At 52.2% G+C, this 15,707-nt stretch carries 13 protein-coding genes; 9 read left to right on the top strand and 4 right to left on the bottom strand.

Going from position 1 to position 15,707, the window contains the following annotated elements; translation table 11 throughout:
- Window positions 1-2: 2 nt before the first annotated feature.
- The 4 genes from GC56T3_RS17930 to rlmH all read left to right on the top strand — a co-directional run bounded on the left by GC56T3_RS17930 (window position 3) and on the right by rlmH (window position 2,897).
- Window positions 3-797 carry an MBL fold metallo-hydrolase gene (locus tag GC56T3_RS17930; protein ID WP_013146695.1) on the top strand — a complete coding sequence of 265 codons (795 nt, stop codon included), beginning with the start codon at window positions 3-5 and terminating at the stop codon, window positions 795-797.
- 101 nt (window positions 798-898) lie between these two features.
- Window positions 899-2,119 (top strand): S1C family serine protease, encoded by a 1,221-nt coding sequence (locus GC56T3_RS17925; RefSeq protein ID WP_011232933.1) that lies wholly within the window; start codon window positions 899-901, stop codon window positions 2,117-2,119.
- 61 nt (window positions 2,120-2,180) lie between these two features.
- Window positions 2,181-2,333: a CxxH/CxxC protein gene (locus GC56T3_RS19095; protein WP_011232932.1), complete on the top strand. Its 153-nt coding sequence runs from the start codon at window positions 2,181-2,183 to the stop codon at window positions 2,331-2,333.
- Between the two features lie 84 nt (window positions 2,334-2,417).
- On the top strand, window positions 2,418-2,897 hold the full coding sequence (gene rlmH / locus GC56T3_RS17920; protein ID WP_041468625.1) for a 23S rRNA (pseudouridine(1915)-N(3))-methyltransferase RlmH: 480 nt from the start codon (window positions 2,418-2,420) through the stop codon (window positions 2,895-2,897).
- 80 nt (window positions 2,898-2,977) lie between these two features.
- Here rlmH and GC56T3_RS17915 read toward each other — a convergent pair whose 3' ends face one another.
- On the bottom strand, window positions 2,978-4,216 hold the full coding sequence (locus tag GC56T3_RS17915; RefSeq protein ID WP_013146692.1) for a GGDEF domain-containing protein: 1,239 nt from the start codon (window positions 4,214-4,216) through the stop codon (window positions 2,978-2,980).
- Between the two features lie 301 nt (window positions 4,217-4,517).
- Between GC56T3_RS17915 and GC56T3_RS17910 the strand changes: the two genes are divergently transcribed.
- Window positions 4,518-5,672, top strand: coding sequence for a glycerate kinase (locus tag GC56T3_RS17910; protein ID WP_013146691.1), 1,155 nt, complete (start codon window positions 4,518-4,520; stop codon window positions 5,670-5,672).
- 163 nt (window positions 5,673-5,835) lie between these two features.
- Here GC56T3_RS17910 and manA read toward each other — a convergent pair whose 3' ends face one another.
- Window positions 5,836-6,798: a mannose-6-phosphate isomerase, class I gene (manA, locus tag GC56T3_RS17905; protein WP_013146690.1), complete on the bottom strand. Its 963-nt coding sequence runs from the start codon at window positions 6,796-6,798 to the stop codon at window positions 5,836-5,838.
- 191 nt (window positions 6,799-6,989) lie between these two features.
- The gene (locus GC56T3_RS17900) at window positions 6,990-8,516 is read right to left on the bottom strand and encodes an FAD-dependent oxidoreductase (protein ID WP_013146689.1); all 1,527 of its coding nucleotides are present in this window, start codon (window positions 8,514-8,516) and stop codon (window positions 6,990-6,992) included.
- Between the two features lie 183 nt (window positions 8,517-8,699).
- Between GC56T3_RS17900 and GC56T3_RS17890 the strand changes: the two genes are divergently transcribed.
- Window positions 8,700-10,079, top strand: coding sequence for an ATP-binding protein (locus GC56T3_RS17890; RefSeq protein WP_013146688.1), 1,380 nt, complete (start codon window positions 8,700-8,702; stop codon window positions 10,077-10,079).
- Between the two features lie 140 nt (window positions 10,080-10,219).
- Here the strand turns inward: GC56T3_RS17890 and GC56T3_RS17885 are convergent, their stop codons facing one another.
- Complete coding sequence (locus GC56T3_RS17885; RefSeq protein ID WP_013146687.1) at window positions 10,220-11,608, bottom strand: amino acid permease; 1,389 nt, start codon at window positions 11,606-11,608, stop codon at window positions 10,220-10,222.
- A 231-nt stretch (window positions 11,609-11,839) separates the two neighbouring features.
- On the opposite strand from GC56T3_RS17885, the gene GC56T3_RS17880 reads away from it, so the two are divergent.
- The 3 genes from GC56T3_RS17880 to qoxB all read left to right on the top strand — a co-directional run bounded on the left by GC56T3_RS17880 (window position 11,840) and on the right by qoxB (window position 15,704).
- Entirely contained in the window at window positions 11,840-12,583 is a 744-nt protein-coding gene (locus GC56T3_RS17880; protein ID WP_013146686.1) for an RNA methyltransferase, read from the top strand.
- A gap of 251 nt (window positions 12,584-12,834) precedes the next feature.
- A complete protein-coding gene (gene qoxA / locus GC56T3_RS17875) occupies window positions 12,835-13,740 on the top strand; it encodes a cytochrome aa3 quinol oxidase subunit II (protein WP_013146685.1) in 906 nt (301 codons plus the stop codon).
- A 17-nt stretch (window positions 13,741-13,757) separates the two neighbouring features.
- Complete coding sequence (qoxB, locus tag GC56T3_RS17870; protein ID WP_013146684.1) at window positions 13,758-15,704, top strand: cytochrome aa3 quinol oxidase subunit I; 1,947 nt, start codon at window positions 13,758-13,760, stop codon at window positions 15,702-15,704.
- Window positions 15,705-15,707: the final 3 nt, after the last annotated feature.

Raw genomic sequence — 15,707 nt, 5'->3', positions numbered from 1 at the left:
ACATGACGATGCGATTTAGTGTGCTGGCCAGCGGCAGCACCGGCAACGCCTTTTACATTGAGACAGACCGCCAGCGCCTGCTTGTTGACGCCGGTTTGAGCGGCAAGCAGCTTGAGGAGTTGTTTGCTGAGATCGGCCGCCATCCAAAGCAGCTTGATGCGCTGCTTGTCACCCATGAACATAGCGACCATATTAAAGGGCTCGGGGTGCTTGCCCGCAAGTATCGGCTGCCGGTGTATGCCAATGAAAAAACGTGGCGGGCGATGGAACAAGCGGTCGGCGACATTCCGCCCGAGCAAAAATTTGTCTTTCCGCTCGGCGCGGTAAGGACGTTCGGCGATGTTGACGTCGAATCGTTCGGCGTCTCTCACGACGCCGCCGAGCCGATGTTTTACGTTTTCCACTATGAAGGGAAAAAGCTTGCGTTGCTCACCGATACCGGCTACGTGAGCGAGCGGATCAAAAAGACGATTGAAAACGCGGATGTGTTCGTGTTTGAAAGCAATCATGACGTCGGCATGCTGCGGATGGGGAGATATCCATGGAGCGTCAAGCGCCGCATTTTAAGCGATGTCGGCCATATTTCGAATGAGGAAGCGGGTTTGGCGCTTGCTGACGTGATCGGCGACCGGACAAAGCAAATTTATTTGGCCCATTTGAGCCAAGATAACAATATGAAAGAGCTGGCGCGCATGACCGTGACGCAAGTGTTGGAACAGAAAGGCTTAGCGGTCGGCGCCCGCTTTCGTTTGTATGATACCGATCCGCGTCGGGCGACAGCGCTGGCGTATGTATAAAGCCCGTTTTGCCGAAACTGAGGGAGACGCATTTGTTGGATTTTTTCTCCTGTTCATGATTATAATGAGGGATGGAGACGAATGTGGAAAGGATGGTGAGCATGGGATACTACGACGACCATTATGAGCCGTACGAACAAACGAGGAGGAAGCGGCGCAGCGGATCGTTTGTTTCCGCGCTTGTCGGCGCCGTGTTAGGAGGGCTGCTCGTCCTCATGTCCATTCCGGCGCTTTCCCGTTGGGATATCCTCCCGTATGATGTTGTGCCGAATCAAAGAGCAGAGGAAGAGCCAAAAACAGAGGAAAATGGAACTCCACCGATTCGGCAGAGTGTTTCCGTTGATGTGACGACGGCGGTGACAAAGGCGATCGACCAAGTGTCGGATGCGGTTGTCGGCGTTGTCAACATTCAAGAAGCCAGCTTCTGGTCGCAAGGAGGCGAGGCTGGCGTTGGATCGGGCGTCATTTACAAGAAAGCGGGAGGCCGGGCGTTTATCGTCACGAACCATCATGTTGTTGAAAACGCCAGTCAACTCGAAGTGAGCCTCAAAGATGGGACGAGAGTGCCGGCGAAGTTGCTGGGCAGCGATGTGCTTATGGATTTAGCCGTCTTGGAAATTGACGCGAAGCATGTGAAAAAAGTCGCCCAGTTCGGCAACTCCGATACGGTGAAGCCAGGCGAGCCGGTCATTGCCATCGGCAACCCGCTCGGCTTGCAGTTTGCCGGCTCGGTGACACAAGGCATTATTTCCGGAACGAACCGGACGGTCGAAGTCGATTTGGACCAAGACGGCGCTCCAGACTGGAATGCAGAAGTATTGCAGACAGATGCGGCGATCAACCCGGGCAACAGCGGCGGCGCTCTCGTCAATATCAAAGGGCAAGTCATCGGCATCAACTCGATGAAAATCGCCCAAGAGGCGGTTGAAGGCATCGGGTTCGCGATCCCGATCAACACGGCCATTCCGATCATTTCGGACTTGGAAAAATACGGACAAGTGCGCCGTCCGTATATGGGCGTTGAACTTCGCTCGCTGAGCGACATCCCATCGTACCATTTGCAGGCGACGCTCCATTTGCCGCCGAACGTAACGGAAGGAGCGGCGGTCATTCAAGTCGTGCCGATGTCGCCGGCCGCACAGGCGGGCTTAAAACAGTTTGATGTCATCGTGGCGCTTGACGGCGAAAAAATCCGCAACGTGCTTGATTTGCGCAAATATTTGTATACGAAAAAATCGATCGGTGACCGGATGGAAGTCACGTTTTATCGTGATGGGAAAAAACGCACGGTCACGATGAAGCTGGCGCGCGAGTCGTATTAAACGAAAGCGGATGGAGGGAGCGGAAACGCTCCTTCTTTTTTCCACAAGGAAAGGGGCGAGAATGATGATATTCACATGTGAAGAACATGTCGACATCGCCATTGATCAATATGTAGATGAAACGGAACAGGCGCCGGATCTCCTGCCTGTGGACAACAGCGAAAAACAGTGCTATTTTTGCTCGAAACAAGCTGTATATGTCGTAGGAGGATAACAGTTTTTTCACAACATGTGGATATGTGTTGTGTATATGTGGATAAATCTTGTTGATAAGCTGTTTATAAGGCAGGGGTTGTTTGTGCATATTTCCATTGTCGCTGTGGGTAAATTGAAGGAAAAATATTTAATCGCTGGAATTAATGAATATACAAAGCGTCTGTCCGCATACGCCAAAATCGACATCATCGAAGTCGCTGATGAAAAAACGCCGGAGCGGGCGAGCGAACTTGAGGAGGAACAAATCAAAGAGCGCGAGGGAGGACGGCTGCTGGCGAAAATTCCGCATGACGCCCACGTCATCGCGCTCGCGATTGAAGGGAAGATGAAATCGTCCGAGCAATTCGCCGCCCGTCTCGATGAGCTCGCCACCTACGGCAAAAGCAAAGTGGTGTTCGTCATCGGCGGCTCGCTTGGCTTAAGCAAACAAGTGATGGCGCGCGCCGATGAGACGCTGTCGTTTTCGAAAATGACGTTTCCACACCAGCTGATGCGCCTCATTTTGCTCGAGCAGATTTATCGTGCGTTTCGCATTAACCGCGGGGAACCGTATCATAAGTAAGGGAAATTTCCGTTTATTTACTAATTGAACTGCTTCACCTTAGGTTGCGCTAAGGAAAAGTCAAGGGAGAGCCGCCTAATTTATGCAACTCCCCCGCATTGGGCTGATACTTTATTTTTGCCGCTTTCTTTCGAACGGAGCAATAAATGGTCGGCATAAATGTACGCTTTTTCAATTGACATCGTTCCTTCTGCTTGACAAAAGTAAAGACCGAACGACGACGTATAGGCAATGGGACGTTTCGCCGCCATATAATCGACCAACACGGTGCTGCGGCGCACTGCTTCTCGAATCTCCTCGACAAGCCGGACGCTCTCTTCAAACGTGCGATTACGCAAAAACATCGTAAATTCTTCACCGCCGCTGCGGAACAAAAAATCGCCCTCTTTGAGAAACTGTTTCAAGGTTGAGGCGAAATGGCGGATCACCTCGTCGCCGACGGCATGGTTATACGTGTCGTTGATCGTTTTAAAATTGTCGATATCGGCGACGACGACGCCAATCCATTCACCGGATCCGTTTAGCTTGGCGATCGTTTGATCCATGTAGGCGCGGTTATGGATGCCGGTCAAAAAGTCGGTGTAGGCCATTTTTTCGAAGTGGTCGCGTTCTAGTTTATGCTGGATGCTTTGCGATTTGGAAAAAAACGAGCGGCTGACGAAGTAATTCAGCAAAAATAAGCTCAAAAGCATATCCCACCGCTGTTCTTGCAAAAAGAGAAATAACAGACCGTTTGTCAGCGCCGTTTTTCCCATGTCCATCCAGCTTCTCGTCTTAATAAAATCCAACGCCTCGCGCTGTGTCTGAATGTCGCCGGTTATATAAAAAATGATGATCAGGCAACAGTCAGTCAAAAAGGAAACGACGATGACGAGCAGGAATAAAAGCAGCCAGAAGCCAATGAACGGAATAGACTGAAACAGCGGACCAAGGAGATCGTATAAGGCAAACGCGAGCGAATTGAACGTCACAAATGAACCAATGTTGTACAATGTGTGCAGCCATTCATCGGGTTCCGCTGTTTTCAAATATTTTTTTGCTATATGTTCAGTCAAGCGAAACAATGCTTCAAAGATAAACAGCCCGAACGGGCCGGCAAATAAGCAGAAGGATAAACTGTAGTTAATGCCGTAATCAACGGGAATATTGTTTTTCGTTTTGTCTATGACGCGCAAGTGTGAATACAAGCTGGAAAACAGCCAATAAAACAGCAAAGCGATGACATAGGTGCGATCGAAGAAAGGCGGCTTTGACACAAACACAACAGCAATGGACGCGGAAAAAACAGCAAAAATAATCGGTCGTGCTCGGAGTAACATCTCGGCTCTCTCTCCTATAAATCTGACCTCTGACAACTTCGTCGTTGATGAAGTGATTCCAAAAAGAGGAAGACTACTCACATGCCAGTGGCTTTCAGCAAAAATACGGATTATAGCAGACGATGGCGAACGGTGAATTTGGAAACCGTCTTTTTTATAGAATCAACATGTTCCCAATTGGAACAAACGAACATATGGTTATATCTATTATAGTACTATATACATAATTGTGAAAATAGACAAAATGGCATTGTTTTTCGCTTTTTTTCCACAAAATTTGACACATGAGGAGGGAAAAAGAATGAAAATCGTTATTGCTCCTGATTCATTTAAAGAAAGCCTTTCTGCGCTCGAAGTCGCCGAGGCGGTCGAGCGTGGGTTTCGCACGGTGTTTCCGGAGGCGGAATACGTTAAGGTGCCGATGGCCGACGGCGGGGAAGGGACGGTGCGGTCGCTCGTTGATGCGACCGGCGGTCGCATCGTCGAAACGGAAGTGACCGGGCCGCTCGGCGAGCCGGTGCGGGCGTTTTTTGGTTTGCTTGGCGATGGGAAGACGGCGGTGATTGAGATGGCCGCCGCCTCAGGGCTGCACCTTGTCCCGCGCGACCGGCGCAACCCATTGGTGACGACGACGCGAGGGACAGGGGAGTTGATCCTTGCAGCGCTGGATGCCGGCGCCACCCACCTCATCATCGGCATTGGCGGCAGCGCGACGAACGACGGTGGGGCCGGCATGGTGCAGGCGCTCGGGGGAAGGCTTTTGGACGAAGACGGCTGCGACATCGGTCCGGGCGGCGGCGCGCTGGCCGATTTGCATGCGATTGACCTTTCCGGTCTCGACCCGCGTCTTGGGGGAGTCCGCATTGACGTGGCGTGCGACGTCGACAACCCGCTTACCGGTCCGAACGGAGCGTCGGCCATTTTCGGTCCGCAAAAGGGGGCGACACCGGACATGGTCGCCGTTCTCGACCGGAATTTGGCGCATTACGCAGATGTCATCCGACGCGATCTCGGCAAACAAGTCGGCGACATCCCGGGAGCGGGTGCGGCCGGCGGGTTGGGGGCGGGACTGCTCGCGTTTCTCCCGGCCGAGCTAAAGCGCGGCGTGGAGATTGTGATCGAGACGGTTCAGCTCGCGGAGCGCGTCAAAGACGCTGACTTGGTCATCACCGGCGAAGGGCGGATTGACGGACAGACGGTGTTCGGCAAAACGCCGATCGGCGTTGCCAAGACAGCGAAACAGTTCGGCGTCCCCGTCATCGGCATCGCCGGGTCGTTGGGCGACGACAGCGCCGTCGTGTTGGATCATGGCATCGACGCGCTGTTTACGATCGTGCCCGGCGTCGTGCCGCTTGAAAAAGCGTTGGAGCAGGCAGAACATTATGTGACACAAACGGCGCGGCATATTGCCTCTGTGTATCGTCTCGGTCAAATGAAAGGGACATCTTCCTCCTAAGCGGGGAAGATGATGGGATTTCTTCATGGGTGAAATCCTATTGTTGAACGGCATGTTTTGTTCAGCTGTCCCCTTCTCGGGTGGACAATAGAAAAAGGTGTCCCAAAGGCAAGAGGACACCTTTTTTGTATGTTGCAACCCATTGGTTGAGGCAGTCAGTCGTTTATTTGCCTGCCCGCGGCCATGAGGCGATCGCCTCAAGCATCCCACGGATCGTGAACCGGCCAAATTGGTGCGGCAAAATAAAGTGGTCGCCTTGGCGGATCGCGTATATCCGCTCATGATGAACGAGCTCACCTTCGCCTTTTAGGATGCTGACGATGAGAAACGGTTTCGTCTGTTCTGACGCGAACGCGTCATGGACGTCCCATTTTTGGACGCCGAAGTAGTCTCCTTCCACGAAGGTCGTCACCGTCGCGCCGGGAAATTCGGCGACATGGGGGTGGACATCGATGTCGCGATGCGGGACGGTCGTGACGTCAATCGCTTTCTCGAGATGAAGCTCGCGCTTCCGCCCTTGGCTGTCGACGCGATCGTAATCGTAGACGCGGTAGGTTGTATCTGAGCTTTGCTGCGTCTCGAGGACGAGCGTTCCTTCGCAAAGGGCGTGGATCGTGCCGCTCGGGACATAGAAGAAGTCGCCCGGGCGGATCGGCACTTTCCGAAGTAAACGATCCCATTCCCCCGCTTCCATCATCGCGCGCAGCTCTCCTTTCGTTTCTGCATAATGGCCGTAAATGAGCTTAGCGCCCGGCTTGCAGTCGATGATGTACCAACACTCCGTTTTGCCGAGTTCTCCGCCTTCATGCGTTTTGGCGTATTCATCGTCCGGGTGGACTTGGACTGACAAGTCGGCATTGGCGTCCAAAATTTTGGTCAACAGCGGGAAGCGGTCAGACGGGAAGTGGCCGAACAAATCGCGGCGTTCCTCCCATAATTGTCCGAGCGTCATCCCGGCAAACGGTCCGCGGGCGACGACCGTCTGCCCGTGCGGATGGGCGGACACCGCCCAGCATTCCCCGGTTTGCGAAGACGGAATGTCATAGCCGAATCGTTCGGCGAGCTTCGTGCCGCCCCAAATCCGTTCTTGGAAGACAGGGGTGAGAAAAATCGGTTCAAGGTCCATGCGTCATCCCTCCCGAAAACATCATACAACATGCAGTCCACTCTAATTTTCATCTTATCACGAAATGCGCCATCGGCAAATGAAAACGATAAGGGGGTTAGGAACATACGCTCCCAACCCCCATTGGAACTCAAGGTCGACATGCCGACTGCGACGATGTTCTGCACGCGCCGCCGTCCTGCGTCAGCGCGTCACTTCGCGTCATCAAGTTCAATGCGCGCGAGCGGCTGTTTCGCCGGTCCTTCGATAACATCGCCATCGATCGAGAAGCGCGAGCCATGACATGGGCAGTCCCATGTCCGGTCGCCGCTGTTCCACTCCAGCTCGCAACCCATATGAGTGCACGTCGTGTCAACGACATGGAGCCCCCCGGCTTCGTCCTTATAGGCGCCAGCCCGCTTTCCGTTGACCGAGACAACCGCCCCTTCGCCATGCGCCAAATCTTGCGGCCGGCGGACAACCGGTTCGATCTTTCCCACCAGCAAATGTTTGGCGACGTCAAGGTTTGTCGTGAAAAACTGCTTCATGCTTGGATCAGCGTAAAAGCGCGACGGGGAGTACAAGTCGCGGTATCGGTTGTCGCGGTCGAGGATGAGGTCAGACAAAAGCATCCCGGCGACCGTCCCGTTCGTCATCCCCCACTTCCGGTACCCTGTCGCGACATAAATGTTTGGCGTCCCTGCCGTCATCGGGCCGATGTACGGCACGTTGTCCAGCGTCGTCAAATCTTGGGCGGACCAACGGTAACGGATGTCGTTCACCGTAAACAGCTGCGAAGCGAACGAGGACAGCGCCTCGTAATGACGCATCGTCGGCACGCCTTGGCCGGTTTTATGGTTTTCGCCGCCAATCAGGATAAGCGTCTCGCTGCCTGCCGCTGCGGAGCGGATCGAGCGTTTCGGTTCATCGGCGCTTAAATACATGCCGCCCGGGTACGGTTCAGTGATCGTCACTCCCAATACGTACGACCGTTCAGCGTACATGCGCGAAAAGTAAAACCCGCCGTCGTAAAACGGAAAGTGAGAACAGACGGCGACATGGTCGCACTCAACCCGTTTTTTGTCTCGCGTAATGACTGTCATCCTTTTTCCTTGTTCAATATCCGCTGCTGGTGTGTGTTCGTAAATGGCGCTGCCAGCCTGTGTGATCGAATCGACGAGCTTGGCCAAATATTTGAGCGGATGAAATTGCGCCTGCCTCTTCATCACGACCGCTGCCGCCACCGGCAGCGGGAGCGGGATCGACTCAACGAAGGCGCCGTCAATGCCGAGCCGTTCGTACGCTTCCCATTCTTTCACTAGTTTTTGGAAAGAAGAGGAAGACGTCGTATAAATATAGGCATCTTGCTCGCAAAAGTCGCAGTCTATTTGTTGTTCTTCGATCGTGCGGCGGATAAACTGGAGTGCGTCCATGCAGGCGTCATAATAGAGCCGCGCCTTTTCTGCACCGAAATGGTTGAGAAATTCATCATAGACGAGATCGTGCTGGGCGGTGATTTTCGCTGTCGTATGGCCGGTCGTGCCGTTCAGGAGCCGGTCGGCTTCCAGAAGGGCGACGCGCGCCCCTTGCGCCGACAGCAAATACGCTGTTGTAATCCCGGAAATGCCGCCGCCGATGACTGCGACGTCGACGGAAATGTCCGCATCGAGTTTCGGAAACGACGGAAGCGAAACGGAGTCGCGCCAGTAAGGCTCTACGGTGGAAGGAAGGGACGACATGATTACCTCCTCCTTGCATGTCAATGTTGTCTTCTGTAGTTTTCCTTTTATCGGGCGAACTATTCCACATATCCACAACCGTTTTCTTTTTTTGGCAACTATCCGCAAGGAGAAGGAAAGATGGTACAATAGAAAAAGAGAATCAAACTGTTTTGCAAAAATAACGTCAAAGGAAGATCGGGAGTGAATAAATATACAAATTCGTTTCATGAACGCCCCCATGCGCTGGCAGACAGCCTGATTTTAGAGCATTACAGCTTAAGTGAGCTCAATTTCGAGACCGTCAGCCATTACCGCGAGCGGTTTGCTCGGGTGAAACCGGGCCATCCGTGGAACGGGCTCGAGACAAAAGAATTTTTATACAAAATCGGCGCGTGGGGCAAGCTGCGCGACAGCAGCAAAGAAGGGCTGACGCTCGCGGGATTGTTGATGTTCAGTGAGGAGCGGATCATCACCGAGGTGCTGCCGCAATACTTTTTGGAATATCGAGAGCACGCTGACGATGAAGCGGCAGGATGGACGAAGCGGTTCACATCACAAGACGGCACATGGTCGGGCAACATTTACGATTTTTATTTTCGCGTGTTGGCTGAGCTGGAGCGTCACGTTTGGTCGGATGAAGGGCGCGCTCTGCTTGGCGAGGCGCTTGCGAATGCCATCGTTCATGCCGATTATGGGGAGGAAGGCGGCATCACCGTCGAAAAAGAGGATCGTTCATTTCGCTTTGCCAACCCGGGACGGTTTCGCATCCCGATTGAAGCGGCAATGGCGGGGCATACGAGCAATTTGCGCAACCCGAATATTTTTAAAATGTTTTTGCTGATCGACGTATGCAAACGCGCGGGATCGGGCCTTAAGCGAATGTGTGATATGCAGGAACAGGCGCTTGTCTGTCCGGTCGATATCTCGCAGCAAACGAATCCAGACCGTACAATCGTTGTGTTGTGTCCGCTGCAATTTCCAGCTGAAATGAGCGCAACAATGGAAACAGAACCGGCTGGACAGCTGGAACAGCCGGAACCCGAATGGCTGGATGCGGGCAGCGGACAGGAAACCGAGAGCTTCATAACTAACGAACTAAACTTCGTAAGTATAGACACCAACTCCGTTAACAACGAAGAAAACTCCGTAAATATAACCAAAAAATCCGTAAACATCGGGTCAAACTCCATAAAAAATGAGTCTGACTCCGTAAATATAACGTCGAACTCTATAAATAAAGAGCTGAAGTTCGTAAATAGCTTGCTTAGCTCCGTAAACAACGACATCAGTATGCATGACGGCAACGAAAAAGGGGAAACGATCGACGAACGGCTATGGAAGATGGCAGAATTGGCACGGCGAAAAAAACGGTTGGCTCCAGCGGTCATGGAACAATTGATCATTCGGTTATGCCGCGAGCGGCCGCTGCGCCTGAAAGAGCTGGCTGAGCTGCTCGAACGAACGCCGGATGGATTGCGCAACAATTATTTAGGAAAGCTGTTGGAAGAAGGGAAAATCCGCTTAAAATACCCGGATCAGCCCAATCATCCGCGCCAAGCCTACATAGCGGTTGATGAATGAAAGGATGAAAGCGAGTCATGATCCAAACGGAAATACACCGATCGGAAGGATGGGGTCTGCGATTGCACATTTCCTGCTTTTTGTTTTATAAAGAGGGTGTCCCGCAAGGATGGGGACACCCTCTCTTTTGATCGGACTTGTCATCCAGCTTGCTTTTCTTTGGCTTGGCCATGCTGGCGACGATGCATTCCTTTGGCGAAGTATACTGCCGTCAAAAGCAGCAGCCAGGCTGGGCCGATGATCAAAGCGATGCGCGTATCCGGGAAATACGCCATTAGGGCGGCAACGCCGATCAAAAAGGCAAGCGACACGTATGAGCTGTACGGATAAAGCGGAAGTTTGAACGTGAGACGTTGTGCTTGTTCCGCGCTCAACTGTTTGCGGAATTTCAGCTGGGACAGCAAAATTACCGCCCACGTCCAAATGGCGCCGAATGTGGCGATGCTTGTCACCCATTGGAACACTTTTTCCGATACGTAGTTCAAATATACGCCGACAAGCATGACAAGCGCAGTGGCGATCAAGGCCGCGCCCGGAATGCCGCGCTTTGTCAGCCGGCCGAATGCGCTCGGCGCTTCTTGCTGTTCGGCGAGGTTAAACAGCATCCGGCTGGTGCTGAAAATGCCGCTGTTGCATGACGACAAGGCGGCGGTCAAGACGACAAAGTTGATGATGCCAGCCGCGGCGTGAATCCCGATTTTTTCAAACGTCAGCACGAACGGGCTTCCCTTTTCGCCAATTTCGTTCCACGGATAAATGGACATGATGACAAACAGTGCGCCGACGTAGAAGATCAAAATGCGCCAAAAGACGCTGTTAATCGCTTTTGTCAACGATTTTTGCGGGTTTTTCACTTCCCCAGCTGTTACGCCAATCATTTCGATGCCTAAATACGCAAACATGACCATTTGCAGCGACATCAAAACGCCGCTGATCCCGTGCGGGAAGAAGCCGCCGTGCTTCCAAAGATTGCTGATGCCGGTGGCGACGCCGCCGTTGCCGATGCCAAAGAGGATCATGCCAAGGCCGATGATGATCATGGCGACGATTGTCACGATTTTGATTAACGCAAACCAAAATTCAAACTCCCCGTACGCTTTCACCGCGAGAAAGTTGATGAACGTCATGAGCACCAGCGCGGCAAGCGCCCACGCCCAGCGCGGCGTGTCCGGGAACCAAAACTGCATGTAAATGCCGACAGCTGTAATTTCGGCGATGCATGTGACCACCCATAAAAACCAGTAATTCCAGCCGGTCAAGTAGCCAGCGAGCGGACCTAAATATTGATAAGCATAGCGGCTGAACGAACCAGCGACCGGGTGTTCGACGGCCATTTCCCCTAGCGCACGCATGATGAAAAACATAATGGCGCCGCTGACTGCATAGCCGAGCAAAATCGCCGGCCCGGCCATTTCAATCGCGGACGCCGAACCGAGGAATAAGCCGACGCCGATCGCCGCACCGAGCGACATGAGCGAGATATGCCGTTCTTCTAAGCCTCGATGCAATTGCGGCTGTTTTTGCTCCATTGTTTCTCCTCCTTTTGATAATAAATAATATTTTTTGAAAAAGTATTTTTGAAGCGCTTACATTATAATACTAACCGATAGATAAAGAGGTTGTAAATGAGCAATGTTTTCAAGTTATTATATATTTAATAATCTGAATAGTATTTAAAAATACATGAATTGCCTTGGCATCCTGTCATTTTGTACAATGGGAAACACAGAATACGCTAGGCTTGGAAAGGGGGATGCGTTGTGGAAGAACGGGAAGCGACATCATTTTTGGAACAGCTGCGGCAAGAAGGGCTGATCACCGAATCGACGCGTCCGGTTTGGGAAATGATTTTGCCAAGGCGGCTTCGGCGGATGTATGAGGTTTTGAATGAGCGCACCCGCTATATTACCGTCTTGATCGAAGCGGTCGATGACCCGCATAACCAAGCGGCGGTGCTGCGGACGGCTGAAGCGTTTGGCGTTCAAGACGTTCATATCGTGACGGGAAAGGCGCCGTTTTCGCCGAACCGGCTTGTGACGCGCTATGCCGATCAGTGGCTGACGCTCCACCATAAGCCAGATATCAAAACGGCCATTGCCGATTTGAAAAGTCAAGGGTATCAAGTGTATGCAAGCTATTTTGGTGAGGGGACGATTCCGGTTTCCGACATCGATCTGTCCCAACCGACAGCGCTGTTGTTTGGCAACGAGCATAGCGGCGTGTCGGAAGAGGCGCTCCGCTTGGCGGACGGAACGTTTGTCATTCCGATGTACGGCTTTGTGCAAAGCTTTAACATTTCCGTCGCCGCTGCGTTAGCGCTCTATGATGTCACCGAGCGGGCGCGCCGCCAGGCCGGCCGACACTACTATTTATTGCCTGGAGAGAAAAAGGCGTTGTATGAACAATGGATGTGGCAAACGTTAAACCCACGCATTCGTAAACAGTTGCAGCAACAAGGATATGCCATTCAAACGAACGAAGGACAGCTGGGTTCTTTTTCATAAAGAATTCAGCTGTCTTGTTTTATGGCGGGCTTTTCCGCAACTCTCCTTTCTCATCAATATTTCCCTAAACGAGGAAAACAAGTGGCGATTTGTTGAACAATGATTGAACAGTTTGTGACAAATGTTTTGCTGATTTATGAACTTTTTCGCTCATTCGTTTCAAACATTTTCAATTTTGATATGGTAGAGACAAAAGAAAATGCATGGAAGGCCCCGAAATGGTTGGGGCGGAAGAGGGAGGACCGATAGCGATGAAACGGGCGAGATGGCGCGCGGTGCTGGTTTTGCCGTTTTTGTTTTTGCTTGGGGGCTGCGTGGAGCGCACGGCCGTGCTCAATCCGCAAGGGCCGGTGGCGCGCATGCAGTATGATTTGATCATGTGGTCTGTCGGCTTTATGTTGTTCATTATTGTTGTTGTATTTACGTTATTTGCCGTTTTTCTCATTCGTTATCGCGAGAAGCCGGAAAATGCCGGCTATGAGCCGCCGGATGAGGAAGGGAACACGTTGCTTGAAGTCGTCTGGACGGCCATTCCGATTTTGATTGTCGCTGCGCTCGCTGTTCCAACAGTGAAGGCGACGTTTGCGTTGGAAAAGCCGCCGACCGAGAAAGTGAAACCGATCACGATTCATGTGACGGCGGCGAACTGGAAATGGATTTTCAGCTATCCGGAAGAAAACATTGAAACGGTCAACTACGTCCATATTCCGGCCGGTGTGCCGGTCAAGTTTAAGCTGACTTCGGTCGGACCGATGAACTCGTTTTGGGTGCCGGAATTAGGTGGGCAAAAATATGCGATGGACGGCATGGAGACAGAGCTGATCTTGCAAGCCGATAAGCCCGGTTCCTACATGGGGCGGAGCGCCAACTTTTCCGGGGAAAAGTTCGCCCATATGGAGTTTGAGGTCGTCGCACAAACGGGAACGGACTTCCGCAAATGGGTAAATGAAGTGAAACAAACCGCCCCGAAGCTCGATGAGAAAAAATATACACAAATTTTAAAACCGGGGCTTGTTGGGCGAATGACGTTTTCGAACACCCACTTACAATGGATTGACCATGCGAAACAAAACAGCCATCATGCAGATGGAAAGCCAATGAAAAACGACGATCAAAGCGATGAAGCGATGACAAACAGTCATCATCATGGGGAGTAGGAAAGGAGGAGCGAAAGATGAAATGGAGCGAGTTTTTTGTCACGGGTGAGCCGCTCATTTATGCCGCCGATGTCGCCATCGTCTTGACGATGGTCGGCATTGTGTTTGTGTTGACATATTTTAAAAAATGGAAATGGCTGTGGAACGAATGGCTCACGACGGTGGATCATAAAAAGATTGGCGTCATGTACATTATTTGCGCAGTTTTGATGCTCTTCCGCGGCGGCGTCGATGCGCTTTTGATGCGGGCGCAGCTGACCGCGCCGAACATGAAGTTTCTTGACGCGCAGCATTACAATGAAATATTTACGACGCACGGGACGATTATGATCTTGTTTATGGCGATGCCGTTCATCATCGGTTTGATGAACATTGTCGTTCCGCTGCAAATCGGGGCGCGCGACGTCGCGTTTCCATATTTGAATGCGTTAAGCTTTTGGCTCTTTTTCTTCGGTGCGTTGCTGTTTAACATTTCGTTCGTCATCGGCGGATCGCCGGATGCCGGTTGGACGGCGTACTTCCCGCTTGCCGGCAACGAATTCAGCCATGGCGTCGGCAACAACTATTACGCCGTCGCTTTACAAATTTCCGGGATCGGAACATTGATGACTGGGATCAACTTCCTTGTCACGATTTTAAAAATGCGCGCGCCAGGCATGACGTTGATGCGCATGCCGATGTTTACGTGGACGATTCTCATTACGTGCGTGCTTATTATTTTCGCCTTCCCGGTATTGACCGTCGCCTTGGCATTAATGACGTTCGACCGCGTATTTGGCACGCAATTTTTCACGATGGCCAATGGCGGCATGTCGATGTTGTGGGCGAACTTGTTCTGGATTTGGGGTCACCCGGAAGTGTATATCGTCATTTTGCCTTCGTTCGGCATTTTCTCGGAGGTCGTCAGCACGTTTGCCCAAAAACGCTTGTTTGGTTATAAGGCCATGGTCGGTTCGATCGTCGGCATTGCGTTCCTGAGCTTTATCGTTTGGGTGCACCACTTCTTTACGATGGGCGCAGGGCCGGCAGTGAACTCTGCCTTCTCGATCACGACGATGGCGATCGCGATCCCGACCGGGGTGAAAATTTTCAACTGGCTGTTTACGATCCGAAAAGGGAAAATTCGTTTTACAACAGCGATGCTTTGGTCGCTGGCGTTTATTCCGAACTTTGTCATCGGCGGCGTGACAGGTGTGATGCTGGCAATGGCCGCGGCCGATTATCAATACCATAACAGCTATTTTCTCATCGCCCACTTCCATTACGTGTTGATCGCGGGTACGGTGTTCGCCTGCTTTGCTGGCTTGCATTACTGGTATCCGAAAATGTTTGGCCATATTTTAAACGAGCGGCTCGGCAAATGGACGTTTTGGCTGTTTATGATCGGGTTTAACGTCTGCTTCTTCCCGATGTATTTCCTCGGGTTGATGGGGATGACGCGCCGCATGTACACGTACTCGGCTGGTCTCGGCTGGACGCCGCTCAACGTCGTCGCGACGGTTGGGGCGGTTTTGATGGGCATCGGGTTCATTGTGCTTTGCTATAACATTTATTACAGCGCGCGCTACGGCGAGCGCGACATGACCGGCGACCCGTGGAACGGGCGGACGCTCGAGTGGGCGACCGCGTCGCCGCCGGTGCATTACAACTTCCCGGTGACGCCGGTTGTCGAAGATGTGGATGCATATTGGGTGATGAAGAAAAAATATGGCGGCTTCCAAGTGAAAGAAGAAGACTTGAAGCCGATCCATATGCCAAGCAACTCAGGACGCCCGTTTTGGATGTCGGTGGCGTTTTTCGTCGCTGGGTTCGGCCTCGTGTTCAAATGGTTTGCGTTGGCCATTGTTGGCGCGTTGTTCATTGTGCTTGGATTGATTCTCCGCTCATTTGAAGACGATGATGGCTACTATATTCCGGTTGATGAGATTAAACGAATGGAGCAGGCGGCGCGAAAGGGGGCGTAACGA

Source organism: Geobacillus sp. C56-T3 (assembly GCF_000092445.1).
Taxonomy (GTDB): Bacteria; Bacillota; Bacilli; order Bacillales; family Anoxybacillaceae; genus Geobacillus; species Geobacillus thermoleovorans.
Note: the sequence above shows the minus strand (reverse complement) of the source record. Positions and strands in the feature narration are given on the sequence as shown.

Excerpts from the sequence above, each read along its gene's own strand:
- GC56T3_RS17910 (WP_013146691.1), top strand. The coding sequence starts at position 4,518 with ATGAAAATCGTTATTGCTCCTGATTCATTTAAAGAAAGCCTTTCTGCG.
- GC56T3_RS17930 (WP_013146695.1), top strand. The coding sequence starts at position 3 with ATGACGATGCGATTTAGTGTGCTGGCCAGCGGCAGCACCGGCAACGCC.
- GC56T3_RS17915 (WP_013146692.1), bottom strand. The coding sequence starts at position 4,216 with ATGTTACTCCGAGCACGACCGATTATTTTTGCTGTTTTTTCCGCGTCC.
- qoxA (WP_013146685.1), top strand. The coding sequence starts at position 12,835 with ATGAAACGGGCGAGATGGCGCGCGGTGCTGGTTTTGCCGTTTTTGTTT.
- GC56T3_RS17925 (WP_011232933.1), top strand. The coding sequence starts at position 899 with ATGGGATACTACGACGACCATTATGAGCCGTACGAACAAACGAGGAGG.
- manA (WP_013146690.1), bottom strand. The coding sequence starts at position 6,798 with ATGGACCTTGAACCGATTTTTCTCACCCCTGTCTTCCAAGAACGGATT.
- GC56T3_RS17885 (WP_013146687.1), bottom strand. The coding sequence starts at position 11,608 with ATGGAGCAAAAACAGCCGCAATTGCATCGAGGCTTAGAAGAACGGCAT.
- qoxB (WP_013146684.1), top strand. The coding sequence starts at position 13,758 with ATGAAATGGAGCGAGTTTTTTGTCACGGGTGAGCCGCTCATTTATGCC.
- GC56T3_RS19095 (WP_011232932.1), top strand. The coding sequence starts at position 2,181 with ATGATGATATTCACATGTGAAGAACATGTCGACATCGCCATTGATCAA.
- GC56T3_RS17900 (WP_013146689.1), bottom strand. The coding sequence starts at position 8,516 with ATGTCGTCCCTTCCTTCCACCGTAGAGCCTTACTGGCGCGACTCCGTT.